Origin of the sequence: Glutamicibacter sp. AOP5-A2-18 (assembly GCF_052446055.1) — a bacterium.
In the GTDB taxonomy this organism is placed as follows: domain Bacteria; phylum Actinomycetota; class Actinomycetes; order Actinomycetales; family Micrococcaceae; genus Glutamicibacter.
Window position 1 is genome coordinate 91311 of record NZ_JBQSVW010000001.1, and the last position, 25905, is coordinate 117215.

The window sequence follows — 25905 nt, forward strand, 5'->3', positions numbered from 1 at the left end:
TAATGACTAATAAGATCATTGCTGTTCGCGTTCACTATGCGGTTACGAGACAACAACTCGACAACCGAAACTAAACATGAGACTTGACAAGTAGTTTTTGTCGCATCGTTTCATACAACACCAGAAAATTGGTTTGTGTGCTTCGTGATTGTTACGGCGGTCATAGCGTGGGGGAAACGCCCGGTCCCATACCGAACCCGGAAGCTAAGGCCCACTGCGCCGATGGTACTGCACTCGTGAGGGTGTGGGAGAGTAGGTCACCGCCGGACTTAACTTAATAAAGATGAATGTTGGTTTGAGGCCCTAACCTTTTGGTTGGGGCCTCACCTGTTTAACCACCAACGGTGGGTTGGTTGCTGATTGTCGGCCGCTGATCGTGGGTTGCTGGTTGCTGGTTGCTGGTTGCTGGTTGCTGGTAGTTGGCGGTTGAGCTGAAGCTCGACCCCCTTTTTCCTGTTTAACGACTAGATTGGGCTGCCGTCTACAGCCGCCGACGAGGATGAGGGGCCGGCAGGTTCCAGGTAGCACACGGAACAGGCACCAGGTGGTGCCGCAATTACTACTCTGCAGATATCCGTATCCAGTGCTCGGCAGTCTCATATCGGCATAATCCTGCCTATCGGATCTTTTGATGGGCACTAACCGTCGCTCTATTGGAATTTCGGTAATTTCTTGCCGAATTGGGCGACTTGATGAATGATAGAGAGCAGAATGTCGCCAATCGGCGAGATACTGCCGAAAGAGGATCATTCATGAACTCAGTGACGGAACTCGGTGCCGAACTGCAACGCGCACGAAAACAGAATGGTCTGACTCAGGAGCAGTTGGCCGAGCTAGCCGGCATCTCTGAACGTACGCTGCGCTCCATAGAACGCGGAGCAGGAAACCCATCCATAGAAGCTGTGCTTTCTGTAGCGAATGTGCTCGGCCTGCGGATCGCCGTGGCCAAATGACCCCGCAACTCCAGGAACTCAAGCTTGTCACCCAAGCCGATGTCTACTGCAACGAAAGTCTGGCTGGCTATCTGGTCCGGCAAACCGACGGAAGTGTCGCCTTCAGCTATGGCGAAACCTATCTGGCAGGTGGCGGTTCGGCGATTGCTACATCTTTGCCGGTTTCTTCGGATTCGTACGTTGGACCCGGCGGTGCGCTGCCGGCGTTCTTCTCTGGTCTATTGCCAGAAGGCCACCGGCTCACTGTCCTCAAAGACGCGACTAAGACCAGCCTGTCTGACGAGCTGACGCTGTTGATGGCCGTTGGTTCTGACACCCCAGGCAATGTTCGTATAGTCCCAACAGGCTCTGCCTTAGAACAGACTCCTGTGGTTGCTGAATTCAGTAACGCAGCCAACTTCGACTTCTCTGTTCTCGCACATACTCTTGATCGACATTCCATACCTGGCGTGCAGGATAAGATCAGCGCAACGATGCTGACAACGCCAGTGAACTTCAAGAGCAACGCCTATCTGCTCAAGCTTGATCCTCGAGACCACCCGTATCTGGTGGTGAATGAGGCACAACATCTAGATGCTGCACGGGCGCTCAAACTTCCGGTGGCAAATCACCGGATCGTTCGGGACTCAGTGGGCAACTCAGGACTGTTGGTTGAGCGGTTCGACCGCAAAGCCAGTGGGGGACCGGATAATCCGCTTCGCTTAGCGCTCGAGGATGCCATGCAGGTACTAAACCTTCCGCCTGCGAGCAAGTATGCCGTGAGTACGGAACAAGTTATCGATGCACTAGCGCGTCAGTGCCAGGCCCCGGTGCTCGCCAGACGCAATCTTTACATCCAGTTCCTCTTTGCTTGGCTGACTGGCAACGGCGACTTGCATGGAAAGAATGCTTCGATCCTGGCCGATGAGCATGGACGGTTTAGCGTTGCGCCCATCTATGACATCCCCTGCACCTTGGTCTACGGCGATGACACTATGGCGCTGACGGTTGCGGGTAAAGCAAAAAACCTCAAGAAGAAGCACTGGACGGAACTTGCAGCCGAGCTTGGACTAACTGAGCGTGCAACTCAATCGGCTAACCAGCTTGCCATGAAAGCGGCCATGGCGGTGGATCTCGAAGAACTCCCGTTTGATGGGTCGCCTCTTCGGGGTGCTCAACGAGAGCTGAGGTTCCGGCGCATGGAGCTGGAGTAGGTCTCTAGGCACTAATAGTTAGTCTGCTAGTACCGAGAATGCGGGTAGCTGCTCGTCTTGGCTTTTCTTCGGTTGGCCCTTTAGCCCAGTGGTCCAGGATGGATAGACACGGAAGCCGCGTTTACCTGGAGCGTTTGCTGAGGCGAAGACGCCCAGAGCCTCCAGGTGCTGTTGAGTGAACCGGAAGACTCCGAAGTGTTCGGCTTCTTCGATGAAAACCATGACTCCATGGAGTCCGACTTCAGACTCGAAGGGCACGGTAGCCCCGGTTGCGTCTCGTTGCCATATGGCTACGAACCCACCTGACTTCGTTGGCGTGATCCTTGCGGTCCGAATTCTCCACCGTTGTCCGTCGATCTCGGTGACCCCGGCTTGGTAATCGCTGTGCTGCTCTTCGGCAGTCACCTCACTGTGCTCTTGCCCGGTGAGGAGGCAGTATCGTTCTAACACGGTGTACTTCAAAGACTTCATCCCGCTTTCCGTTGATCACCAAGGCAGCTGCAGTGTTCTGGCCGGTTACTACTAGCGGCTTCCTTGGATTCGGAGTGCACTGCTCCTACACCGTATCGGACGGGTGGGTACCTGCGTAGAACCGCATGACTTGTCATGGGCTAGGTCATCAGGGACAGCCGGACCGTGTTGGTAGTCTGCTGAGACCTAGGTGGTTGTAGGGCGAGCACCGTCTTCGAGCTCGCTACTTTCTTGGGTGACAGTCTTGCCCGGTCACGCTCCTGCGTGTGCAGTTATAGCTACGGCGGGTGTGCTGCCACTGATACAGCGCTCCTAGTATGCCGGTCCGTCTTATGGGACAGCGATTACGACCTTTTCAGAAATCTGATGCGCTACGCCTCGATGAACCAGCAACTAACTGCTGAGCGCGACCACGCCAATTATGGGCAGTGACTGAGCCTAAATTCAGGGCCGAAGCAACACCTCCGGAATTAAGTGTGCACGGTCACCGCAACAAACCACCTCACCGATTTGCACGACCCCCCAAACCTGTGTATAGTTTTTCCTTGTCGCCGAGAGCAAAACGGAAGAAATAACCGGATGTAAATCGGAGGCAAAACCCCAGAATATCAACGGTTTTGCACAGGTCACTGTGGAAAAGATGTTGAAGAATGGGAACCATGAATACTGATTCAAATCACAAACAATTGATTTGACTTTCAGAAATTCACGGTGATAAGATTTGAATATAACGCTGGACGAAATTACCGCCTGAAATGGTCGGTAAAGAACCGGTAAGTGTTTGTTGTTTGAGAACTCAATAGTGTGCCAAGTTTGTTGATACCGAATATTTATTTTATTTGGTGAATACATAACATTTGCTTGAGGCATTGCACCCCCGTGTGATGTTCTTGAGTGTTTTTTATTCGCCAGGACTTCATTGGTTTCGCCCTTATTTTCCGAGGGGTTGCTGATGGCTTTTTATTTTTTTATGGAGAGTTTGATCCTGGCTCAGGATGAACGCTGGCGGCGTGCTTAACACATGCAAGTCGAACGATGACCCCGTGCTTGCACGGGTGATTAGTGGCGAACGGGTGAGTAACACGTGAGTAACCTGCCCCCGACTTTGGGATAAGCCCGGGAAACTGGGTCTAATACCGGATATGACTTCTTACCGCATGGTGGGTTGTTGAAAGATTTATCGGTGGGGGATGGACTCGCGGCCTATCAGCTTGTTGGTGAGGTAATGGCTCACCAAGGCGACGACGGGTAGCCGGCCTGAGAGGGTGACCGGCCACACTGGGACTGAGACACGGCCCAGACTCCTACGGGAGGCAGCAGTGGGGAATATTGCACAATGGGCGAAAGCCTGATGCAGCGACGCCGCGTGAGGGATGACGGCCTTCGGGTTGTAAACCTCTTTCAGTAGGGAAGAAGCGAAAGTGACGGTACCTGCAGAAGAAGCGCCGGCTAACTACGTGCCAGCAGCCGCGGTAATACGTAGGGCGCAAGCGTTATCCGGATTTATTGGGCGTAAAGAGCTCGTAGGCGGTTTGTCGCGTCTGCCGTGAAAGTCCGAGGCTCAACCTCGGATCTGCGGTGGGTACGGGCAGACTAGAGTGATGTAGGGGAGACTGGAATTCCTGGTGTAGCGGTGAAATGCGCAGATATCAGGAGGAACACCGATGGCGAAGGCAGGTCTCTGGGCATTTACTGACGCTGAGGAGCGAAAGCATGGGGAGCGAACAGGATTAGATACCCTGGTAGTCCATGCCGTAAACGTTGGGCACTAGGTGTGGGGGACATTCCACGTTTTCCGCGCCGTAGCTAACGCATTAAGTGCCCCGCCTGGGGAGTACGGCCGCAAGGCTAAAACTCAAAGGAATTGACGGGGGCCCGCACAAGCGGCGGAGCATGCGGATTAATTCGATGCAACGCGAAGAACCTTACCAAGGCTTGACATGTGCCAGACCGCCTCAGAGATGGGGTTTCCCTTCGGGGCTGGTTCACAGGTGGTGCATGGTTGTCGTCAGCTCGTGTCGTGAGATGTTGGGTTAAGTCCCGCAACGAGCGCAACCCTCGTTCCATGTTGCCAGCACGTAGTGGTGGGGACTCATGGGAGACTGCCGGGGTCAACTCGGAGGAAGGTGGGGATGACGTCAAATCATCATGCCCCTTATGTCTTGGGCTTCACGCATGCTACAATGGCCGGTACAATGGGTTGCGATACTGTGAGGTGGAGCTAATCCCTAAAAGCCGGTCTCAGTTCGGATTGGGGTCTGCAACTCGACCCCATGAAGTCGGAGTCGCTAGTAATCGCAGATCAGCAACGCTGCGGTGAATACGTTCCCGGGCCTTGTACACACCGCCCGTCAAGTCACGAAAGTTGGTAACACCCGAAGCCGATGGCCTAACCACCTTGTGTGGGGGGAGTCGTCGAAGGTGGGACTGGCGATTGGGACTAAGTCGTAACAAGGTAGCCGTACCGGAAGGTGCGGCTGGATCACCTCCTTTCTAAGGAGCTAACCATTATTATGGTTGCCCATGTCTGTGCACGAGTGTTGTACGGGTGGGTTGCTCATGGGTGGAATATCAATGAACTCAATACTGGAAAACGTGCGCACGCTGGTCCTCATTATGAGTGGTTGGGGTGTGTGTCGGGGTATTGGCTGTGGCTGTATGGTGTTGGTGCTTGCGAGTACGCATTGTTACTTCACATGAGTGAATCCGTCCTTTTGGGTGGGTTTGTTGGTGTGTGGTGGTGGTGTTGGAATGTGGGTGTTGATGGTGTGTGGTTTGTATGGTTTGGCATGCTGTTGGGTTTTGAGGCAACAAGCCTCCGTCCCTGGTGGATGATTTGATCAAGTGTTGTGGTGCTGGCCTTTTGGGGTTGGTGTTGTGATGGTTGGTTGATTGTCTTCTTGGGTGGCGGGGTTCTTGGTGTTTCGGTGTTTGTCCTGTGTTTGCTGCAGGCATGCTCGGTACGAGCAATAGTCCTTTTGGGTTGTTGTTGGTGGGTGTGTTTGTGGGGGTGTGGGGTTGTTGTTTGGGAACTGTATAGTGAACGCGAGCATCTTGCAGATGAGATGAGTCTTATGACCCTTTTTCCTTGGGTTGTAGGGTGTTTGAGTCTTGTCTGTGTGATTTTGTTAGATTGTTTTATTGCTCAATTCTGAGAACTTTGTTTTGTGTTGAAGTTTTTAAGGGCGCACGGTGGATGCCTTGGCATCAAGAGCCGATGAAGGACGTGGGAATCTGCGATAAGCCTGGTGGAGTCGATAACCGGACGTTGAGACCAGGATTTCCGAATGGGGGAACCCCGCACCATGTTATGTGGTGTGACCTGCAGCTGAATGTATAGGCTGTGTGGAGGGAACGCGGGGAAGTGAAACATCTCAGTACCCGCAGGAAGAGAAAACAATAGTGATTCCGTTAGTAGTGGCGAGCGAACGCGGATGGGGCTAAACCGGTTGGTGTGTGATAGCGGATAGGCGTTGCATCATCGGGGTTGTGGGGTTGACATGTACCAGCGCTATCTTGCTGGTGGGATGAGGTGCAGGCGTATAGGTGAATCGGTTGGAATGCCGGACCATAGAGGGTGATAGTCCCGTAGGTGTAATGCGTGTCTGCCGTTCTAGTGTTGATACCCGAGTAGCACGGGGCCCGTGAAACCTTGTGTGAATCTGCCAGGACCACCTGGTAAGCCTGAATACTACTTGATGACCGATAGTGAATCAGTACCGTGAGGGAATGGTGAAAAGTACCCCGGGAGGGGAGTGAAATAGTACCTGAAACCGTGCGCTTACAATCCGTTAGAGCCTGGGACTTGTTCCTGGGTGATGGCGTGCCTTTTGAAGAATGAGCCTGCGAGTTAGTGTTACGTCGCGAGGTTAACCCGTGTGGGGAAGCCGTAGCGAAAGCGAGTCTGAATAGGGCGTTTGAGTGGCGTGATCTAGACCCGAAGCGAAGTGATCTACCCATGGCCAGGTTGAAGCGCGTGTAAGAGCGTGTGGAGGACCGAACCCACTTCAGTTGAAAATGGAGGGGATGAGCTGTGGGTAGGGGTGAAAGGCCAATCAAACTTCGTGATAGCTGGTTCTCCCCGAAATGCATTTAGGTGCAGCGTTACGTGTTTCTTACCGGAGGTAGAGCTACTGGATAGCTAATGGGCCCTACAAGGTTACTGACGTTAGCCAAACTCCGAATGCCGGTAAGTGAGAGCGTAGCAGTGAGACTGTGGGGGATAAGCTTCATAGTCGAGAGGGAAACAGCCCAGAACGCCAACTAAGGCCCCTAAGCGTGTGCTAAGTGGGAAAGGATGTGGAGTTGCTTTGACAACCAGGAGGTTGGCTTAGAAGCAGCCACCCTTGAAAGAGTGCGTAATAGCTCACTGGTCAAGTGATTCCGCGCCGATAATGTAGCGGGGCTCAAGCACACCGCCGAAGTTGCGTCATTCAAATATTTGCTTGGTCTTCGGATTGGGCGTTTGGATGGGTAGGGGAGCGTCGTATAGCGGGTGAAGTCGCGGTGTAAACCAGCGGTGGACGCTATACGAGTGAGAATGCAGGCATGAGTAGCGAATGACGGGTGAGAAACCCGTCCGCCGAATGATCAAGGGTTCCAGGGTTAAGCTAATCTGCCCTGGGTTAGTCGGGGCCTAAGGCGAGGCCGACAGGCGTAGTCGATGGATAACGGGTTGATATTCCCGTACCGGCGAAGGACCGCCCATACTGAGCTGTTGATGCTAACCATGATGGATTCCAACTGTTGATGCCTTCGGGTGTTTTTGTTGGTTGATGTGGTGGGAACCGATGCAGTGAGGTCAGCGTATTAACAGGTGTGACGCAGGAAGGTAGCCGAGCCAGGCAATGGAATTGACCTGGTCCAAGGGTGTAGGACGAGTCGTAGGTAAATCCGCGGTTCATGATGTCTGAGACCTGATAGGCGCCCACTTTGGTGGGTGATTCGGTGATCCTATGCTGCCTAGAAAAGCATCGGCGCGAGGTCCTAGCCGCCCGTACCCCAAACCGACACAGGTGATCAGGTAGAGAATACTAAGGCGATCGAGAGAATCATGGTTAAGGAACTCGGCAAAATGCCCCCGTAACTTCGGAAGAAGGGGGGCCTGCCCCGTGATCAGCTCTTGCAGTTGTGAGCGGGTGTGGGCCGCAGAGACCAGGGGGAAGCGACTGTTTACTAAAAACACAGGTCCGTGCGAAGTCGCAAGACGATGTATACGGACTGACTCCTGCCCGGTGCTGGAAGGTTAAGAGGACCGGTTAGCAACTTGTTGCGAAGCTGAGAATTTAAGCCCCAGTAAACGGCGGTGGTAACTATAACCATCCTAAGGTAGCGAAATTCCTTGTCGGGTAAGTTCCGACCTGCACGAATGGAGTAACGACTTCCCCGCTGTCTCAACCATGAACTCGGCGAAATTGCAGTACGAGTAAAGATGCTCGTTACGCGCAGCAGGACGGAAAGACCCCGAGACCTTTACTATAGTTTGGTATTGGTGTTCGGTGCAGCTTGTGTAGGATAGGTGGGAGACTGTGAAGCTTGGACGCTAGTTCAGGTGGAGTCATCGTTGAAATACCACTCTGGCTGTACCGGTCACCTAACTTCGGACCATGATCTGGTTCAGGGACAGTGCCTGATGGGTAGTTTAACTGGGGCGGTTGCCTCCTAAAATGTAACGGAGGCGCCCAAAGGTTCCCTCAGCCTGGTTGGCAATCAGGTGTCGAGTGTAAGTGCACAAGGGAGCTTGACTGTGAGAGTGACAGCTCGAGCAGGGACGAAAGTCGGGACTAGTGATCCGGCGGCACCTCGTGGAAGGGCCGTCGCTCAACGGATAAAAGGTACCTCGGGGATAACAGGCTGATCTTGCCCAAGAGTCCATATCGACGGCATGGTTTGGCACCTCGATGTCGGCTCGTCGCATCCTGGGGCTGGAGTAGGTCCCAAGGGTTGGGCTGTTCGCCCATTAAAGCGGTACGCGAGCTGGGTTTAGAACGTCGTGAGACAGTTCGGTCCCTATCCGCTGCGCGCGTTGGAAATTTGAGAAGGGCTGTCCTTAGTACGAGAGGACCGGGACGGACTAACCTCTGGTGTGTCAGTTGTACTGCCAAGTGCATCGCTGATTAGCTACGTTGGGAAGGGATAACCGCTGAAAGCATCTAAGCGGGAAGCCTGCTTCGAGATGAGATTTCCATGCACCTTGAGTGTGTGAGGCCCCCAGCTAGACCACTGGGTTGATAGGCAGGATGTGGAAGCAAGGACTAAAGACTTGTGTAGCTGACCTGTACTAATAGGCCGATGACTTTCAACACACAATATATACAATAATGACTAATAAGATCATTGCTGTTCGCGTTCACTATGCGGTTACGAGACAACAACTCGACAACCGAAACTAAACATGAGACTTGACAAGTAGTTTTTGTCGCATCGTTTCATACAACACCAGAAAATTGGTTTGTGTGCTTCGTGATTGTTACGGCGGTCATAGCGTGGGGGAAACGCCCGGTCCCATACCGAACCCGGAAGCTAAGGCCCACTGCGCCGATGGTACTGCACTCGTGAGGGTGTGGGAGAGTAGGTCACCGCCGGACTTAACTTAATAAAGATGAATGTTGGTTTGAGGCCCTAACCTTTTGGTTGGGGCCTCACCTGTTTAACCACCATGGTTAAGCCGTCCGCGCACCTAAGGCGCTCGAGCTCTTTATTCTCGGAGAACTGGCTACAGTGTGTAGTAGAAATAACTTGTTCTGCTACCGAGGGAGTCATGCCTTGACCACTGAGACAACGAGCCCGCTGCGTTACCGCGACGATTCGGTTCGTCCCCAGGATGATCTTTACCGTCATAGCAACGGTAAGTGGTTCGAAACGGCCACCATCCCAGGTGATCAAGGGATCTACGGTTCGTTCATGGAACTGCGTGACCAGGCCGAAGATGCCGTTCACGCCATCATCAAAGAAGCCGTCAAGGCCTACGAATCGGGCTCAGCTACCGATGAGGCAACTAAGCGCATCGCTCACCTCTATGGTTCCTTCATGAATGAAGCGGCGATTCAAGAGCGTGGCGCAGAGCCGATCGCTGGCTACCTCAACGCCATTAATGAAGTTACTTCCGTGCAGTCACTGCTGAAGCTCTCGGGATCTTTCTACCGCAAGGGTATTAGCGGATTCCTCGAAATTGGCGCGATGAACGACGCAGGGGACCCAGAGCGAAACCTTTTGACCTTTCTGCAAGGTGGATTGGGCCTGCCCGATGAGTCCTACTATCACGATGAGCAATTGGCCGAGACCCTCGCTGATTACCGGGACCACCTGCAGCGACTGCTAAGCCTTGGCGGGATTAGTGATGCGGGCTCGGCAGCCGATAGCGTCGTTGCGCTGGAGAAGGCTATCGCCGAATTCCACTGGGATCGGGTGAAGGTACGCGATGCTCAGGCACGCTACAACCTTATGACCGGCGAATCGCTCTTTGAACTCTTTGACGGTCTGAAGTCCTGGCTGGCCGGGGCAGGGATTGAAGCAAAGTACTACGGCGAAGTTGTTGTTTGGCAGCCCAGCTACCTTGAAGGTCTGGCGGGCCTCATCGAATCCCAGCCGCTAGACGCATGGAGGAACTGGCTTAACGTGCAGGTGCTGCGTTCCTTCGCGCCGTACCTCTCCAGTGACTTCGTCAACGAAAACTTCTCCTTCTACTCCGCCAAGCTCGGCGGTGTGGAGCAGATCCGCGATCGCTGGAAGCGCGGCGTATCCTTCACCGAAGGCGCCGTAGGTGAAGACATCGGCCAACTTTACGTTGCCAAGAATTTCCCGCCAGAGGCCAAAGATGCCATGGATCAGCTGGTGCAGCGACTGACCGAGGCCTACCGGATCTCTATCGTCCAACTGTCCTGGATGGGCGAGGCAACGATCGAAAAGGCGCTGGATAAGCTTTCGAAGTTCCGGCCAAAGATTGGCTACCCGGATCAGTGGATCGATTACTCGTCGATCACCACCAATGAGCTTGATGTGATTGCCAATTTGGCCGCGGCCAATGAGTTTGAGTTTAAGCGCGAGCTGAAGAAGATCGATGACGGGGTGGACCGCGAACTGTGGTTCATGTACCCACAGACCGTCAACGCCTACTATCACCCGCTGCTGAACGAAATCGCATTCCCGGCAGCCATCCTGCGCCTGCCATTCTTTGATGTAGATCGCGATATCGCCTCGAACTTTGGTGCGATCGGAGCGGTGATCGGCCATGAGATCGGCCACGGTTTTGATGACCAAGGCTCGCAGTACGATGGCACCGGCCAGCTGACCAATTGGTGGACCGATGAGGACCGCGAAGCATTTGAGAAGCTGACCGGCAAGCTGGTGGAGCAGTACAACGCACTGGCTCCCACCGAAGCACCCAAGCACCAGGTCAACGGTGCGCTGACCCTAGGTGAAAACATCGGCGACCTTGGCGGACTGGGCATCGCCTACAAGGCGTACAAGCTCGAGCTTGCCGCTCGTGGCATCACCGAGGATGAAGTGATCGACGGAGTCAGCGGTGACCAGCGCTTCTTCTACTCGTGGGCTGAATGCTGGCGTACGCTGATCCGTCCGGAAACCGCAGTGGTCCGCGTTCGCACCGACCCACACGCACCGGGCGAATTCCGTTGCAACCAGGTTCCCAAGAACCTGAGCGCCTTCCACGAAGCCTTTGGCACCAAGCCAGGCGATGGCATGTGGCTGGACCCAGAAGACCGCGTCGAAATCTGGTAAATCACCACCGATCACGCACCAGAGCACCGGCAAACTTCGCTTTGCCGGTGCTCTGGTGTACCCGGTGGGAAATTAGCGGGTGTAAGTCTGATCATGAACGGCATTGCGGGCACGCAATGACACGTAGAATGGGTAATTGTGACTTCCGAAAATAATGCCGCACAGCCCATTGATACCAACGACCAGCGACAGGTTCGCACTGATAAGCGAAACCAGTTCCTGGCCAAGGGTGAGGAAGCCTACCCTGTAGGTGTGGCTCGCACCCACTCGCTGCTGGAAATCCGCGATAAGTACGAGCACCTTGAAGCCGGCGAAGAAACCGAAGACGTAGTAGGCGTCGCTGGCCGTATCGTCTTTATGCGCAATACCGGCAAGCTGTGCTTCGCCACCTTGCAGGAAGGCGGCCCCAATGGTGAGGGTGTGCGCCTGCAGCTGATGCTTTCCTTGGCTAACGTCGGCGAAGAACGCCTTGCCCAGTGGAAGTCCCTCGTTGACCTCGGCGACCACGTTTTTGTTAGCGGCAAGGTGATTTCTTCACGCCGCGGCGAGCTGTCGATCATGGCCGATACCTACGAAATGGCCTCCAAGGCACTGCGCCCGCTGCCAGTGCTGCACGCGGATTTGAATGAAGCTACCCGTGTGCGTCAGCGCTACGCGGACCTGATCGTGCGCAATGAAGCTCGCGAAATGGTTTACAAGCGTGCCGGCATTGTTCGCGCCGTACGTAACACCCTAGAAAACCATGGCTACGTTGAGGTTGAGACCCCAATGCTGCAGCTGGTTCACGGTGGTGCATCGGCCCGTCCATTCAAGACTCACCTGAACGCTTTTGATCAGGAAATGACCCTGCGCATCGCCACTGAGCTGTACCTCAAGCGTTGTGTTGTTGGTGGCGTGGACCGTGTATTCGAAGTCGGACGCATCTTCCGCAACGAAGGCGTGGACTCAACTCACTCGCCTGAATTCACCACCCTAGAATGCTACGAAGCCTACGCAGATCAGTACGTGATGGCCGATCGCATGAAGGAAATTATCCTTAACGCCGCCGACGCCATTGGCGCTGGCCGAACCGTCGAAACCCCTAAGGGCACCGCAAACCTGGACGGCGAATGGCGCTGGTTGAGCGTGTACCCTGGCCTGGCTGAGGCTGTGGGTGTGGAGATCACTCCAGATACCGACGCTTCGGTGTTGCGCGAAGTTGCGGCCAAGCACGAAGTAAAGATCGATCCTGCTTGGGGAGCTCAGAAGCTAGTTATCGAGCTCTTTGGCGAAATTGTCGAGCCAACTTTGATCGACCCAACCTTCGTTTGTGATTACCCGCCACTGGCTCAGCCGCTGGCTCGTCCACACCGCTCGAAGCCAGGCGTTATCGAAGCATGGGACCTCATCATCGGTGGCATGGAACGCGGTACCGCGTTCTCGGAGCTGATCGACCCAGTCATTCAGCGTGAACGCCTCACCGAGCAGTCGCTGATGGCCGCTGGCGGCGACCCTGAAGCAATGCAGCTTGACGAGGACTTCCTGCGTGCCCTGGAATACGGTGCACCACCGATGGGTGGTATCGGACTGGGTATCGATCGATTGGTAATGCTCTTCACCAACGTGGGTATTCGCGAAACGATTCTCTTCCCACTGCTAAAGCCGGAGGCATAAATAATGTTGTACGTCGAGGCTATTGTTCCAACAATCGCCCTGGCTCTGCTTTTTTGGTACGTGATGAAAGCGATTACTAACGCGGACCGAAAAGAGCGTCAGGCCGAAGCTGAAGCAGATGCGCTTATTCAAAATCGTGCGGATTCCAATAATCCAACGAACGAGAATTAGAGTATTCCTGATAGAACCTTGTGAATATTGATCAGAATTAGAATTTTCTGATGCTATTTGTATAGGCTTGAACATTGAAAAGGACTGGTGTCTCATTTGACGCCTAGTTCGGTACATTCAAGCTCGGAGGAATCCCCAGATGGCACGTCAGGTTCAAATCGCCCTGATTGACGATATTGATGGCAGCGAAGCAACTGAATCAATTGCATTCAGCATTGCTGGTCAGCACTTCGAAATCGACCTGAACGACGAACATGCTGCAGAATTCCACGCGGCCATTGATCCGTATGTAGAAGCTGCGCGTTCGTCGAAGCAGACGGCGACTAGCGAAGCCCCAGCAATTCGTGCTTGGGCAAAAGAAAACAATATCAAGGTCAACGCTCGTGGGCGCCTTAATGCAGAGGTTGTAGAATCCTACAACGCTGCAATGCGTAAGGGCGGACGCAACCGCACGAAGTAATTCGCTCGGTTAGTCAAAGACTTCAAATGAGTCGGCACATTCAATGCGCCGACTCATTTGCTTATAACGATGACCGTGATCTATCAATTTAATTGACCTACTGTTTTCCCTCACATGAGAATTCAACGGCGTTTGTCCCGGTAAGCGACGTCCACCAAGCAGTATTGAAGTAACGTTTCGGGTTATCCCCGTGGCGAACAAGGGCGAATTGCGGGCGCTTGGTGCGTAGCATCGAATTATTGGTAAGCAAGGAGTGTGCCGAAGATGTTTGAGAGATTTACCGACCGTGCCCGTCGAGTTGTCGTGCTCGCCCAAGAAGAGGCGCGCATGCTCAACCACAATTACATCGGCACCGAGCACCTGCTGCTCGGCCTAATCCACGAAGGTGATGGCGTAGCCGCTAAAGCGCTCGAGTCGCTGAATATTTCGTTGGGTGCCGTACGTGAGCAGGTTCAGGAGATTATCGGTAAGGGCCAGCAGGCTCCTTCCGGTCATATCCCGTTCACTCCTCGCGCCAAGAAGGTCTTGGAATTGTCGCTACGCGAAGCGTTGCAGCTGGGTCATAACTACATTGGCACCGAGCACATTCTGCTCGGTTTGATCCGCGAGGGCGAAGGTGTTGCTGCTCAGGTTCTAGTGAAGCTGGGTGCTGATCTTGGCCGCGTGCGCCAGCAGGTCATTCAGCTGCTCTCGGGCTACCAGGGTGGCAAGGAAACTGCCGTCGCTGGTGTTAGCTCGGGCGGACAGCAGGAAGGTACCCCGGCCGGTTCGGCGGTACTGGACCAGTTTGGTCGCAACCTCACCGCAGCTGCCCGCGAAGGCAAGCTGGATCCGGTGATCGGTCGCGAGCACGAGATGGAACGCGTCATGCAGGTCCTCTCGCGCCGTACCAAGAACAACCCAGTTCTTATTGGTGAACCTGGCGTTGGTAAGACTGCCGTAGTTGAAGGCCTAGCCCAGTCGATCGTTCGCGGCGACGTACCAGAAACCATCAAGGACAAGCAGCTTTACACCTTGGACCTCGGTTCATTGGTCGCCGGTTCCCGTTACCGTGGTGACTTCGAAGAGCGCCTGAAGAAGGTCCTCAAGGAGATCCGCACCCGTGGCGATATCATCTTGTTCATCGACGAGATCCACACCCTGGTGGGTGCTGGTGCGGCCGAAGGTGCTATTGACGCTGCTTCCATCCTCAAGCCTATGTTGGCTCGTGGCGAGTTGCAGACCATTGGTGCCACCACCCTTGATGAGTACCGCAAGAACATCGAGAAGGATGCAGCGCTTGAGCGTCGCTTCCAGCCGATTCAGGTCAAGGAACCAACTGTTGAGCTGACCACGCAGATCCTTCGTGGCCTGCGTGACCGCTACGAGGCACACCACCGCGTGACCATCACCGATGGCGCGTTACAGGCTGCCGCAACGTTGGCTCACCGCTACATTTCGGACCGTTTCCTGCCAGATAAGGCAGTGGATTTGATCGATGAAGCCGGTGCCCGCCTGCGCATCCAGCGGATGACCGCACCTCCTGCCCTGAAGGAAATGGACGAGGAGATCGCGACCGTACGCCTGGAGAAGGAAGCGGCGATCGACGCACAGGACTTCGAAGGAGCAGCCTCGCTGCGCGATAAGGAGTCCAAGCTCATTGAAGCGCGCAACGAAAAGGAAAAGTCGTGGCGCAACGGTGACATGGATGAAGTATCCGAGGTCACCGAAGAGCTCATTGCTGAAGTTCTGGCTAACTCCACCGGCATCCCGGTTGTGAAGCTGACCGAGGAAGAGTCCTCACGTCTGCTGAACATGGAAGCAGAACTGCACAAGCGTGTTATCGGCCAGGATTCGGCTATCAAGGCCATCTCCCAGGCCATCCGCCGCACCCGTGCAGGCCTGAAGGATCCAAACCGCCCAGGTGGCTCGTTCATCTTCGCCGGTCCAACCGGTGTGGGTAAGACCGAGCTGGCTAAGGCGTTGGCGGAATTCCTCTTCGGTGAAGAAGACGCACTGATCACCTTGGACATGTCCGAATACTCGGAGAAGCACACCGTTTCCCGACTCTTCGGTGCCCCTCCAGGCTACGTCGGTTACGAAGAAGGTGGACAGCTGACCGAAAAGGTCCGTCGTCGTCCATTCTCCGTAGTGCTCTTCGACGAGGTTGAAAAGGCCCACGCTGACCTGTTCAACTCGCTGCTGCAGATTCTGGAAGACGGTCGATTGACTGACTCCCAGGGCCGCGTAGTGGACTTCAAGAACACCATCATCATCATGACCACCAACCTCGGTACCCGTGACATCTCTAAGGGTGTAATGACCGGCTTCCAGTCGGCCGCGGATACCAAGACCGGTTATGAGCGCATGCAGGCCAAGGTGCAAGAAGAGCTACGTCAGCACTTCCGCCCTGAGTTCTTGAACCGTGTTGATGACACCGTGGTCTTCCCTCAGCTCAACCAGGACGAGATCGAAGAGATCGTCGACCTGTTTGTTGGCCGCCTGGCCAAGCGTCTGAAGGAACGCGAGATGACCATCGAGCTGACCCAGGGTGCTCGCAGCCTGTTGGCACAGCGTGGCTACGACCCAGCAATGGGCGCTCGTCCACTGCGTCGTACCATTCAGCGCGACATCGAAGATCAGCTCTCCGAGCGGATCCTATTCGGTCAGATTGTTGCTGGACAGCATGTCACCGTCGACGTTGAGGGCGAGGGTGAACTGCAGAAGTTCGTCTTCCGCGCCGAAGGCGGCCCAGGTCAGCTAGAAGGCGAGCCGGCACCAGCAGCGCTGGAAAGCTAAGCTCAAACCGTTTGTAACAACTAGCCGTGGAACAAGAGAAATCTGGTTCCACGGCTAGTTGCTTTAACGCCTTGCTTTAACGCCTTGCTTTAACGCCGGGAAGCCGAGCGCAAGACCAAGACCAGTCCCAGAGCTGTGCAGCAAAGATAAACACCGATCACGCAGATCCAACCAACGGTGAAGCCGCCTGCGGATCCGACCAGCAGGCCCATGGCCAGCGGGCCAACGGTGAATCCACCAAATTGCCCAGCAGAGACGATGCCACTGGCGCTGCCCAATCGGTTAGCAGGAACCGCGCGGAGCAAGGCAGCCATAAGAACCACCGAGACGCCTAAGGCCGAGGCGCCGTGCAAGATCACCGCAACCCAGAGCAGCGTCGCGCAGTGCCATTGTTCGGAGAGCAGGAAGCTCACGGCCCCGCAGGTGGCAAGCGAGGCCAGTAGTAGAAGCAGTTTTGGTGCAGCGATGCCGCGGGACATCATCCTGCCCCAACCCACTCGTGCGCTGACTCCGACCACACCGGCCACTGCAGCGGTCAGGCCGCCGGCGATGAGCGAGAAGTGCAGTTCGCGCACCGCAAACAGCGCCAAATACACATTGGTGGCCTGAACCCCAACACCGTTGATAAACCCAAAGAGGGTTAACGCATAAATGACGTACCGGGTAGAAGGTGCCGCCTGTGCAATCGGGGTTTCAGACTTCGGCCCGGATTGCTTACTGGGGCTCGACTCTGGAGCTTGAAGCAGAGGTGTGCTGTTCAGAATGCGTACTGCAAGAATGGCCAGCACCGCAGCCAGTACGGCTCCGGTCAGCGATGCTCCCCGCCAGCCAATGACGGCGGCCAGAAGCGGGAACCCCACGCTGCCTATCAACTGGGAGACCTGAACACCAGACTGTTTAATCCCGGTCCAGTTGATCCGTTGTTCGCTAGGCACTCGCTGGACCAAAATACGATTGGTGACACCGTTGGGAAATGACTGGGCGAGCCCAGAAACACCGGCAGCCACCAACAAAAGAATGTAGCCGGCATTTACGGCGGCAAGCCCCATAGCTAGCGTGGCGGCACCAAAAATGATCAGCATCAACCGGGTATCTGGTTGTCGATCCGAGAATTTACCAAACGCAGCATTACCTATCGCGGCGCACCCAAAACAAACGGTAGCCAGCAGACCAAATTGGGACTCGGTGATGCCCAGATCTCGAATCACCAGATCACTTGTGGCGCTAAGCCCGTAGTTAAGCAGTGGGGCAATGCCGACAGCGGATAAGAGGATGGCCAGCAGCCCAAACCCTGGGCGTACTTCCTTGACTGACATCCTCATCCTTAAACTGGTCGAACTGCGGTTCTAGCTCAGTTTGGCATAGTCGCAACCAGGCGCATCGTTCTATGACATTTCTGGCATCGACTTAAACTCTGCGAACTATCGGGCATAGGATTTATCAGGTGAATACTTTTACCGTCCGTTCAGCAAAAACCAGTGATGTCGCAGCGATCCGCGAGCTTGTGCGACCGCTAGCTGAAAAGCGGATCCTGCTGGACAAGGAAGCAGTCACCTATTACGAATCCATTCAGGAATTTGTGATGGCTCAGGACTCGGACGGAAATGTCATTGGCTGCGGCGGCTTGCACGTGATCTGGGAAGACATTGCCGAGATTCGCACGCTGGCCACCTCTGAACAGGTGCGCGGCCAAGGCATCGGACACCTATTGCTCGAAGAGCTAATCCGCCGGGCCAAGGCTGTGGGTGTAACACGGGTGTTCTGTCTGACCTTTGAAGTGGCATTCTTTGAACGCCACGGATTTAGCGTTATGGCGGATCAGAGCGCAGTTGATCCCATTGTCTACCAAGAAATCCTGCACTCGCGAGACGAAGGCGTGGCCGAGTTCCTCGACCTTGCGCGGGTAAAACCCAATACCTTGGGCAATACCCGCATGATCATCTCATTGGAGCAGTAGCCTCTAGTCCATCTGGTCGTAGCGCGCACGCAAGATCAGGTACAGCGCGTAGATAACCAGACCCACTCCAATGACGCCCAAAACAATGGGGCCGAAACTTTGATCACGGATAGCCTTCAGCGCACCGTCAATGCCACTGGCTTCTTTGGGATCGCCCTGTACGGTGGCCACGATGAACAGCACTCCCAGCGCGCCGAGGACTAGACCCTTAGCTGGGTAGCCAATCATGCCGGTGTAGGTGATCGCCTTGGAGATATCCCGGCGGCTCGAATTTTCCAGATCCTTCAGAAACTTCTTACTGACACCCTTATAGATGTAGTAACAAGCCATACCCAACAGGATCAGCCCGATGATAACTATCACGGCCCGTCCGGCAAAGGACTTCATCAATTCGCCACTGAAGCTAGAGGTAGTCTTTCCCGAATCGCTCGGGCTGCCCACGGCAAATCGACCAAAGGTGAAACCAACGGCCAAGAACACCACGGCCGTTCCCGCAAATTTCAGTCGCTCCCGTAGCTCTTTCTCGGGAAGGAAGAGCTGAGCCAGCGACCACAGACCCAGTAAGAGTGCCCCGGCCGCGCAGATCCAGAGCAGAACTATGCCAAAGGGTTGTGCTGCCAAAGCACGCATGGCACCGCTTTGATCTGCCTTTGCGTGCCCGCCGGAGGCCACAAATGCAGCAAGGATGCCCATGGTGGCATGTAGTACACCATTGGCGACATAACCTAGGCGGGCCAAGCGTTCGAACCAAGGATGCCGGGCTACCTGGTGGGCAGCGTTGGTCGGGTCTACAGAAGCGTTCATGGCCTAATCATAACTAGGACGGCAGGCAAATGTGTCCGTCTTCAAGCACGGCTAGCCCGTCTTTGAGCAAACCGGACAGGGCTCGTTCACGCTGCGCTAATTCAGCTTGCAATCCTTCTAGCGCCACATAGCTGGTGTGCTCCTGTAGGGACAGGTCAGCAAGGAAAGATATTTGTGTCACCGGATGCTCATGTTCTCGCAATATGGCCATGATGGCTCCACGAACCTGACGGTCCGTGCCTTGCCAGGCTTGGCCTTTGGGGGTGTAGTGCGGTGCCGGGCGTCCGGCAGCAATCCATGCGCACTGGTCAAAGACCGGGCAGGCATCACATTTGGGGCTGCGCGCGGTGCAAACCAAGGCACCTAGTTCCATCACCGAGACGTTCCACAAATTTGCGTCGTCTTTAGCTTCGGGCTGCACTTGCCGAGCACGGGCGAATTCACTAGCCCGCGGGGTGGGTTCGGGCAGCGCCATGCCGCCAAAGAGTCTGGCGTGTACCCGTCGGATATTGGTATCAACCACCACGGTGGGCTGACCAAAGGCAAAACAAGCAATGGCCGAGGCGGTATAGTCTCCGACCCCGGGCAGCGCACGTAGCGCTTCTTCGGTGCGCGGTACCTCACCGTTGTATTCGGTGGTGATTTCAATCGCCGCCGCATGTAGGCGCTGCGCGCGGCGTGGATAACCTAACCGTCCCCAGGCCTTGAGCGCTTCAGATAAAGGTTCGGCGGCCAGATCTTGTGGCCGCGGCCAACGACTCATCCACTGTTCCCAGACAGGTAGTACGCGCACCACGGGAGTCTGCTGCAGCATAAATTCGCTGACCATAACCTCCCAGCCGCTTGCGCCTTCACGACGCCATGGCAGGTCCCTTGAGTTCGCCAAGTACCACTGGTTGATTTTGTGATGGATTTGCTGCACCTCACCACTGTATCCAACCTTGTGCATTTGGCTCGATTCCCCTGCCATTACCGGGATCGGGTGTGCCGATGAATTAGCCTTAAGCTATGAGCAATGCACCCGGATCCAAGCCATCAGCCAGCGTCTATCGGCGTCGGCGTATTACCGTGGCGGTAATCGCCGTGGTACTGATTGGGTTGATCATTTGGGGCGTTGTCGCCGTGGCAGGTTTGCTCACTTCCGACCCGCAGAGCGCGCCGGCTCCTTCGCCGACGGCGCAGAGCTCTTCGGCAGCGCCAAGCACAGAATCTTCGGAGGATGCGGCCAAGAAGTGCAAGTCGGACGAGATCAAAATTACCGCGACCACCGACGCTAAAAGCTACCCGGCTGGCAAAAAACCGGTGCTGATCCTTGGTATCGAAAACACTTCAAAGCGCGAGTGCGACTTAAACGTGGGAACCAGCCAGCAAGAATTTTTGATCTCCAGTGGAGCCGACCGCGTCTTCTCCACCGTGGACTGCCTGCAAAACCGTGAAGATGTTCCGCTGACCTTTGCCGCGGGACAAAAAGAGGACGCGCGTTTCACCTGGAACCGTGACCGATCGGCACCGGGTTGCAAGGCCGTGAGTGTGCAGCCGAGCCCCGGTACCTACAAGTTCACTGCGGCCATCGGAGAATTTGAATCCGAACCAGTGAGCTTCAAACTGGAGTAACTGGCTAGATGTAGCGATCCAGCAGGGAAGACTCAGCCATTCGAGCTAGCCCTTCACGGATGGACCGGGCACGCTGTTCGCCCACACCTTCAATTTCCATCAATGCCGTGGTCGAGGCGGCCATCAGCAGCTGCAAATTATCAAAGGACGCCACCAACCGGTCACCGATGGCCTTAGGTACGGTGCGGATCTGCGATAGCAGACGGTAACCCTTAGGGGAGAGCTGATCATCCTGACCAATAGTTCCCTGTGGGAACAGGATCTTGGCCAGCCCTTCAATATCGATTAGCTGGGCGTCACTGACCTCATGAAGTCGCCCAAGCGCCAGATCGATATCCAGTTCGGATCCTTCAGCCTGAGCATAATCACGCAAGAGCAACTGATTATCAACCTGGATCCCGGAAAGCAATTCTGCGTGCTGTGCCGCTAGCAGTCGACCATCAATACCCAGCTCCAGAACGTAGCGGGAGATTTCTTCGCTGGTTCGTCGCAACATTTCGGTGCGCTGCAGAACCGCCAATACTTCACGTGCGGTGGCGACGTCTTCAATTTCCGCCGCCGATAAAGCGCTGGTGACCTGGTCCAGACGATGCCGGTAGCGCTCTAGGGTAGCAACAGCCTGGTTACCTCGGGCCAACAGTCGTTCGGCCGGTTCAAGCACGTGGCGCTCGCCGTCCGCATACAGGGTGATGGTTTGCATGGACTGGGAGACCGAGATGGTCGGGAAGCCAGTCTGTACTGCAACACGTTCGGCCGTGCGGTGACGGGTGCCCGATTCTTGGGTATCAATCTGTGCATCGGGCATTAGCTGTACGCCGGCCTGCAGGATCTGCCGTGCCGTGCCGTCAAGGATGATCGCGCCGTCCATTTTGGCCAGCTCGCGGATCCGGGTTGGGCTGTAGTCCGCGTTGATTCTGAATCCGCCGGAGCTCAGCGATTCCACGACCTTGTCGTGGCCCAAGACAATCAGGGCGCCGGTGCGGCCACGCTGAATGCGCTCAAGACCCGCAGCGAGTTCGGTTCCCGGAGCAATCTGGGCCAAGATGGCAAGAAATTCGGGGGATGGGTGCGCTTTCAATTTGCGTCCTTTCAGCGGGCGACAACACTCAAGTTTATCGTGCTGGTTTCTGTCGCTGGGTGAAGGCAACATCCAGTGCCTGAGCTATGTTCTCCACTTGGAATACGTGGATACCCTCGGGAATGTTTTTCAGTGGTTCCGGGGTCGCCGGAGCCATAGCAAAGGAGAACCCAAGCCGTTGGGCTTCGGTGATTCGCCGCGAGATCTCGGGAACTTGGCGTACTTCACCGGCCAGCCCCACCTCACCAAAGGCCACAAAGTCCTGGGGCAGCGGGAACTCATTCATCGAGGAAGCCAAAGCCAACGCGCAGGCAAGATCCGAAGCGGGTTCGGCAATTTTTACTCCGCCCACCGTGGCGATATAGGAGTCCATCGAAGAAAGATCCATATGGGCCCGAGCTTGTAGAACGGCCACGACCATTTGGGCGCGTGCAGCATCCAGGCCACTGGTGGCACGACGGGCAGCTGGGGCATTACTGCGTGATAACAAGGTCTGCACCTCGGCTACCAGCGGGCGTCGGCCCTCCAGAGTCACGGTGATGCAGGTGCCCGGTACCGGATTGCGGGTACGGGTGACAAAAAGCTTGGACGGATCGGTGAGCGATTCAATGCCGTCCTCATTCAGATCAAAGCAGCCCACCTCATCGGTAGCACCGTAACGGTTTTTCAGCGCTCGCAGAATGCGCAAGCGCGAATGCTTCTCACCATCAAACTGGCAGACCACATCAACTAGGTGCTCGAGTAGGCGCGGACCGGCCACGGAGCCTTCCTTGGTCACGTGTCCGACCATGATGGTGGACATGGCCCGGGTCTTGGCAGCGTTGATGATAGAGGCCGCCACCTCGCGTACCTGGGAGACGCCGCCGGCAGCCCCATCAATCTCCGCTGAGGAGAAGGTCTGGACCGAGTCCAAAATCAGCAGTTGTGGGTCGATCTCTTGGATCTGTCCCAGCGCGAGGGCAAGGTCAGTTTCTGCAGCGAGGTAAAGGTTATCGGCCACGGCGTTGATACGTTCGGCCCGGGATTTCACCTGAGCCGCCGATTCTTCACCGGTCAGATACAGCACTCGAAGACCGGTATTTGCTGCCTTTGCCGCTACATCCAGTAACAGTGTGGACTTACCCACGCCCGGTTCTCCGGCGAGCAGGATTGCTGCAGCTGGAACCAATCCGCCACCTAAAACACGGTCCAGTTCGGAAACACCGCTGGGCCTGAAGGCTGCCTCGGAGCCGTCAATCTGAGCGATTGGCTTAGCCGGATGCGCCACCTTGGCCGCCGCGACGGTGCGCGCCGAAACGGTGCCTACTTCTTCAACGGTGCCCCACGCTTGGCATTCGCCGCAACGTCCCACCCACTTGATAGTGGTCCATCCGCATTCCGAGCATTTGAAGGTTGCTGAAGATTTGGTGCGTGTGGAGGTTTTGGCCATAGCCTAATGCTATCGACCCCGGCCGACATTTTTGTTCAGGAGAGCTTGGGCAACGCTGCGATGGCTTCATCGTGATTGCGTCCTGCAGATTCTAGAAGGTCAACGATCATCGGGCGCAACAACAGGACTAATCCTTCACCTTGCAAACCTTGGACGCCTAAGCTCTGCGGGTCTAGCTGTGCTGCCGCATTTTCCAGCTGGCGGATAGCTGCCCGTTCGTACTTTCGTTGACCGGCCAGATTCTGTTCGCGAACCGAGTGCGCCAGCGCGTTCACCGCTTCGGACACTTCACGCAAAAGTGGCGCGAGCGATTCGGCACCTTCTGGGGTCAGCGCCCCATTGGTGATGACCGAAGATAACCGGCGGGCAAAAACGCGAAGGTTACGCGCCGTCCAGTCATAGTGGTTAAAGCGTTCGGAAAGCCGATTGAGCTCATGGCGATGCCGGCGTCCGGACGGCGAAATCATCGCCAGTTCCTTCGAAGCACTAAAAGCGCCGGGTAACTTATCCAGGTGACTCTGGGTGGCGCGCGCCTTAATCAGCGCGTGGAATGCCGCACGACGATCATCGTCACGAATGGCCCAGGAACATTCCAAAATTGCCTCAGAAAGTTCCTTAAACAAGTCGCTGAGCGCTGAGACCGGGGTGCGCCGCGGGTCCGAAGGCCAAAGAACAATCACCAGCAACGCCAATAATGATCCGGTTAAAGCGTCAATGGATCTGGCAAAAGGCCCATCAACGCTGATCGGCAATAACACCACAAGGGCTGACTGCATCCCGAGCTGAGTGGAGAAGATGGCCCCGGAATCTAGATAACGAGCCACCACCAAACTCAGCGACATCACCACCGAGGCCTGCCAGATACCTTGGCCAAACCAATGCATCAGCGTATCGCCCAGTGCCACACCCAAGGTGCAGCCCAAAGCGACTTCAGCGGTTTTGCGTATCGTGGTTGAGGCTCCAAAGCCCAAGGAGATCAGTGCGCTGGTGGCGGCAAAAATCGGTTGTGTATGTCCCCAGATGCTCTCCGCGATCCAGAAGGCGCCGATGGCGCCCATGGTCATGCGCAAAATCCTTGGAAGGGAGCTGCGCGCGCGTAACAGCCCAGAGCGGTTGCGCGCAGCGAGGAAGCCGGTTACCCGGGTTGGTAGCGACTTCGCTTTGCTCTGAATTGCCATAGGGTCAGTCTCCCACGCTCAGGGCTTTAACCCGATGAAGTTGCCTGCATATTGCTCTAGTGAGCAGGATCACGACAATACGTAGAAGCTGTTAACCCTTTGTTCATCTTTGCCGGGGGATCTGGTTACCTTGGCTCTTTAACGTCATAGATGAAGCGGGCGAAGATCCGCTGGAAGTTTTCATATTCATCGTATTCAACATGGGGAGTACCAACTCGTGAAGCTTAATCGCCTTGGCAGTGCAGCTGCCGTCCTTTCTGTAGCGGCAATCGCACTGACTGCTTGTGGCTCGGATAATCCGACCGCCACCTCAAGCTCGGGCAGCTCCGCAAGCTCGTCGGGCTCAGGTGCCAGTGGCACCCTGACCGGCATTGGCGCTTCCAGCCAGACCTCGGCTATGGAAGCTTGGAGCGCAGGCTTCAAGGCTGCCAACGCAGGCGCTAACGTACAGTACTCGCCAGATGGCTCGGGCGCTGGCCGTAAGGCATTCTTGGCTGGTGGCGCTCAGTTCGCTGGCTCGGATGCTTACCTGAAGGAAGATGAAGCCGAATCGTCCAAGAAGATTTGTGGCCCAGAAGGCGCTTTCAACATTCCTGCGTACGTCTCGCCAATCGCTGTAGCTTACAACCTTGAGGGTGTTGACGAGCTGAACATGGATGCGCAGACCATCGCCAAGGTGTTCAAGAAGGAAATCACCAAGTGGAATGACCCAGTGATTGCCAAGCAGAACCCAGATGCAACCCTGCCGGACAAGGAAATCACCGTTGTTCACCGCAACGATGAGTCGGGGACCACCGAGAACTTTGTTGAGTACCTCAAGGCCGCCGCTGGCAAGGTCTGGAACTACGAAGTTTCCGGAGAATGGCCAAGCGACATCCAGTCGGAAAACGCTAAGGGCACCTCCGGCGTGGTTTCCACCACCACCTCCACCGACGGCGCAATCACCTACGCTGACTTCTCGGCTGTAGGCAAGCTGTCCACCGTCAACGTCAAGGTGGGCGACGAATACACCAAGATCTCAGCAGACGCTGCCGCTAAGGCGCTGGAGACCGCAACCCCAGTGAAGGGTGCCTCCAAGAACGACCTGGCACTGGATCTGAAGCGCGACACCACCGAAGCCGGTACCTACCCAATCGTCTTGGTTTCGTACCACATCTTCTGCAGCACCTACAAGGATCAGGCAACTGTTGACCTGGTCAAGTCCTTCGGTAAGTACGTAGTTTCCGCTGAGGGCCAGAAGGCTGCTGCGGATTCAGCCGGCAACGCTCCACTGTCGAGCAGCATCGAAGAAAAGGCTGCCAAGGCTATCGACGCAATCACCGTCGCCAAGTAGTAACTCGCCGGAATCCGGCACTCGGTGCGGGTGGTGAACTCGACCACCCGCACCAGCAACACCCCTCCACCCCTGCAGCATTGGCTGCATCACC

General features: G+C 55.6%; 17 protein-coding genes and 4 rRNA genes. 14 read left to right on the plus strand and 7 right to left on the minus strand.

Going from position 1 to position 25905, the window contains the following annotated elements; all coding sequences use genetic code 11:
* Positions 1 to 152 precede the first annotated feature (152 nt).
* The 3 genes from rrf (ACT3RW_RS00455) (at position 153) to ACT3RW_RS00465 (ending at position 2146) form a co-directional block, all read left to right on the plus strand.
* Positions 153 to 269: ribosomal RNA gene (rrf, locus tag ACT3RW_RS00455) — 5S ribosomal RNA — on the plus strand.
* Between the two features lie 483 nt (positions 270 to 752).
* Positions 753 to 953 (plus strand): helix-turn-helix transcriptional regulator, encoded by a 201-nt coding sequence (locus ACT3RW_RS00460; RefSeq protein ID WP_444612459.1) that lies wholly within the window; start codon positions 753 to 755, stop codon positions 951 to 953.
* Entirely contained in the window at positions 950 to 2146 is a 1197-nt protein-coding gene (locus ACT3RW_RS00465; protein WP_444612460.1) for a type II toxin-antitoxin system HipA family toxin, read from the plus strand. The genes ACT3RW_RS00460 and ACT3RW_RS00465 overlap by 4 nt, the downstream gene beginning before the upstream one ends.
* 18 nt (positions 2147 to 2164) lie before the next feature.
* Here ACT3RW_RS00465 and ACT3RW_RS00470 read toward each other — a convergent pair whose 3' ends face one another.
* Positions 2165 to 2617, minus strand: a complete 453-nt coding sequence (locus tag ACT3RW_RS00470) for a MepB family protein (protein ID WP_444612461.1) — start codon at positions 2615 to 2617, stop codon at positions 2165 to 2167.
* 967 nt (positions 2618 to 3584) lie between these two features.
* Between ACT3RW_RS00470 and ACT3RW_RS00475 the strand changes: the two genes are divergently transcribed.
* The 8 genes from ACT3RW_RS00475 (at position 3585) to ACT3RW_RS00510 (ending at position 16418) form a co-directional block, all read left to right on the plus strand.
* Positions 3585 to 5110, plus strand: a 16S ribosomal RNA gene (locus ACT3RW_RS00475).
* 676 nt (positions 5111 to 5786) lie between these two features.
* Positions 5787 to 8922, plus strand: a 23S ribosomal RNA gene (locus ACT3RW_RS00480).
* A gap of 165 nt (positions 8923 to 9087) precedes the next feature.
* Positions 9088 to 9204, plus strand: a 5S ribosomal RNA gene (gene rrf / locus ACT3RW_RS00485).
* Together the 16S, 23S and 5S rRNA genes form the textbook arrangement of a ribosomal RNA operon.
* Before the next feature lie 178 nt (positions 9205 to 9382).
* Entirely contained in the window at positions 9383 to 11356 is a 1974-nt protein-coding gene (locus ACT3RW_RS00490; protein WP_444612462.1) for a M13 family metallopeptidase, read from the plus strand.
* A 138-nt stretch (positions 11357 to 11494) separates the two neighbouring features.
* Entirely contained in the window at positions 11495 to 13009 is a 1515-nt protein-coding gene (gene lysS / locus ACT3RW_RS00495; protein WP_444612463.1) for a lysine--tRNA ligase, read from the plus strand.
* Between the two features lie 3 nt (positions 13010 to 13012).
* On the plus strand, positions 13013 to 13180 hold the full coding sequence (locus ACT3RW_RS00500) for a hypothetical protein (protein WP_165477405.1): 168 nt from the start codon (positions 13013 to 13015) through the stop codon (positions 13178 to 13180).
* 139 nt (positions 13181 to 13319) lie between these two features.
* Positions 13320 to 13640: a histone-like nucleoid-structuring protein Lsr2 gene (locus ACT3RW_RS00505; protein WP_131090746.1), complete on the plus strand. Its 321-nt coding sequence runs from the start codon at positions 13320 to 13322 to the stop codon at positions 13638 to 13640.
* A 264-nt stretch (positions 13641 to 13904) separates the two neighbouring features.
* Positions 13905 to 16418, plus strand: a complete 2514-nt coding sequence (locus ACT3RW_RS00510) for an ATP-dependent Clp protease ATP-binding subunit (RefSeq protein WP_444612464.1) — start codon at positions 13905 to 13907, stop codon at positions 16416 to 16418.
* Positions 16419 to 16507: 89 nt separating this feature from the next.
* Here the strand turns inward: ACT3RW_RS00510 and ACT3RW_RS00515 are convergent, their stop codons facing one another.
* Positions 16508 to 17734, minus strand: coding sequence for an MFS transporter (locus ACT3RW_RS00515; protein WP_444612465.1), 1227 nt, complete (start codon positions 17732 to 17734; stop codon positions 16508 to 16510).
* Positions 17735 to 17862: 128 nt separating this feature from the next.
* Here ACT3RW_RS00515 and ACT3RW_RS00520 point away from each other — a divergent pair, with 128 nt between their 5' ends.
* Positions 17863 to 18375, plus strand: a complete 513-nt coding sequence (locus tag ACT3RW_RS00520) for an amino-acid N-acetyltransferase (protein WP_131090744.1) — start codon at positions 17863 to 17865, stop codon at positions 18373 to 18375.
* Between the two features lie 3 nt (positions 18376 to 18378).
* Here ACT3RW_RS00520 and ACT3RW_RS00525 read toward each other — a convergent pair whose 3' ends face one another.
* Together ACT3RW_RS00525 and ACT3RW_RS00530 are read right to left on the minus strand one after the other, a co-directional pair.
* On the minus strand, positions 18379 to 19179 hold the full coding sequence (locus ACT3RW_RS00525; RefSeq protein WP_444612466.1) for a DUF1206 domain-containing protein: 801 nt from the start codon (positions 19177 to 19179) through the stop codon (positions 18379 to 18381).
* Positions 19180 to 19192: 13 nt separating this feature from the next.
* Positions 19193 to 20008, minus strand: coding sequence for an A/G-specific adenine glycosylase (locus ACT3RW_RS00530; protein WP_444612467.1), 816 nt, complete (start codon positions 20006 to 20008; stop codon positions 19193 to 19195).
* Positions 20009 to 20187: 179 nt separating this feature from the next.
* Here ACT3RW_RS00530 and ACT3RW_RS00535 point away from each other — a divergent pair, with 179 nt between their 5' ends.
* The gene (locus tag ACT3RW_RS00535; protein WP_444612468.1) at positions 20188 to 20793 is read left to right on the plus strand and encodes a hypothetical protein; all 606 of its coding nucleotides are present in this window, start codon (positions 20188 to 20190) and stop codon (positions 20791 to 20793) included.
* A 4-nt stretch (positions 20794 to 20797) separates the two neighbouring features.
* On the opposite strand, the gene disA is transcribed toward ACT3RW_RS00535, so the two are convergent.
* Genes disA through ACT3RW_RS00550 form a run of 3 tightly spaced genes read right to left on the minus strand, consistent with a single transcriptional unit; the run spans position 20798 to position 24478 of the window.
* A complete protein-coding gene (gene disA, locus ACT3RW_RS00540; protein ID WP_131090740.1) occupies positions 20798 to 21871 on the minus strand; it encodes a DNA integrity scanning diadenylate cyclase DisA in 1074 nt (357 codons plus the stop codon).
* A 34-nt stretch (positions 21872 to 21905) separates the two neighbouring features.
* Positions 21906 to 23300, minus strand: coding sequence for a DNA repair protein RadA (gene radA, locus ACT3RW_RS00545; RefSeq protein ID WP_131090739.1), 1395 nt, complete (start codon positions 23298 to 23300; stop codon positions 21906 to 21908).
* A gap of 35 nt (positions 23301 to 23335) precedes the next feature.
* The gene (locus tag ACT3RW_RS00550; protein WP_444612469.1) at positions 23336 to 24478 is read right to left on the minus strand and encodes an FUSC family protein; all 1143 of its coding nucleotides are present in this window, start codon (positions 24476 to 24478) and stop codon (positions 23336 to 23338) included.
* 217 nt (positions 24479 to 24695) lie between these two features.
* Between ACT3RW_RS00550 and pstS the strand changes: the two genes are divergently transcribed.
* Positions 24696 to 25811, plus strand: a complete 1116-nt coding sequence (gene pstS, locus ACT3RW_RS00555; RefSeq protein ID WP_444612470.1) for a phosphate ABC transporter substrate-binding protein PstS — start codon at positions 24696 to 24698, stop codon at positions 25809 to 25811.
* Positions 25812 to 25905 lie beyond the last annotated feature (94 nt).

Bases quoted from the DNA above. Each gene is read 5' to 3' on its own strand.
- ACT3RW_RS00460 (WP_444612459.1), top strand. From the start codon at position 753: ATGAACTCAGTGACGGAACTCGGTGCCGAACTGCAACGCGCACGAAAA.
- ACT3RW_RS00465 (WP_444612460.1), top strand. From the start codon at position 950: ATGACCCCGCAACTCCAGGAACTCAAGCTTGTCACCCAAGCCGATGTC.
- ACT3RW_RS00470 (WP_444612461.1), bottom strand. From the start codon at position 2,617: ATGAAGTCTTTGAAGTACACCGTGTTAGAACGATACTGCCTCCTCACC.
- ACT3RW_RS00500 (WP_165477405.1), top strand. From the start codon at position 13,013: ATGTTGTACGTCGAGGCTATTGTTCCAACAATCGCCCTGGCTCTGCTT.
- ACT3RW_RS00505 (WP_131090746.1), top strand. From the start codon at position 13,320: ATGGCACGTCAGGTTCAAATCGCCCTGATTGACGATATTGATGGCAGC.
- ACT3RW_RS00510 (WP_444612464.1), top strand. From the start codon at position 13,905: ATGTTTGAGAGATTTACCGACCGTGCCCGTCGAGTTGTCGTGCTCGCC.
- ACT3RW_RS00515 (WP_444612465.1), bottom strand. From the start codon at position 17,734: ATGTCAGTCAAGGAAGTACGCCCAGGGTTTGGGCTGCTGGCCATCCTC.
- ACT3RW_RS00525 (WP_444612466.1), bottom strand. From the start codon at position 19,179: ATGAACGCTTCTGTAGACCCGACCAACGCTGCCCACCAGGTAGCCCGG.
- ACT3RW_RS00530 (WP_444612467.1), bottom strand. From the start codon at position 20,008: ATGGTCAGCGAATTTATGCTGCAGCAGACTCCCGTGGTGCGCGTACTA.
- ACT3RW_RS00535 (WP_444612468.1), top strand. From the start codon at position 20,188: ATGAGCAATGCACCCGGATCCAAGCCATCAGCCAGCGTCTATCGGCGT.
- radA (WP_131090739.1), bottom strand. From the start codon at position 23,300: ATGGCCAAAACCTCCACACGCACCAAATCTTCAGCAACCTTCAAATGC.
- ACT3RW_RS00550 (WP_444612469.1), bottom strand. From the start codon at position 24,478: ATGGCAATTCAGAGCAAAGCGAAGTCGCTACCAACCCGGGTAACCGGC.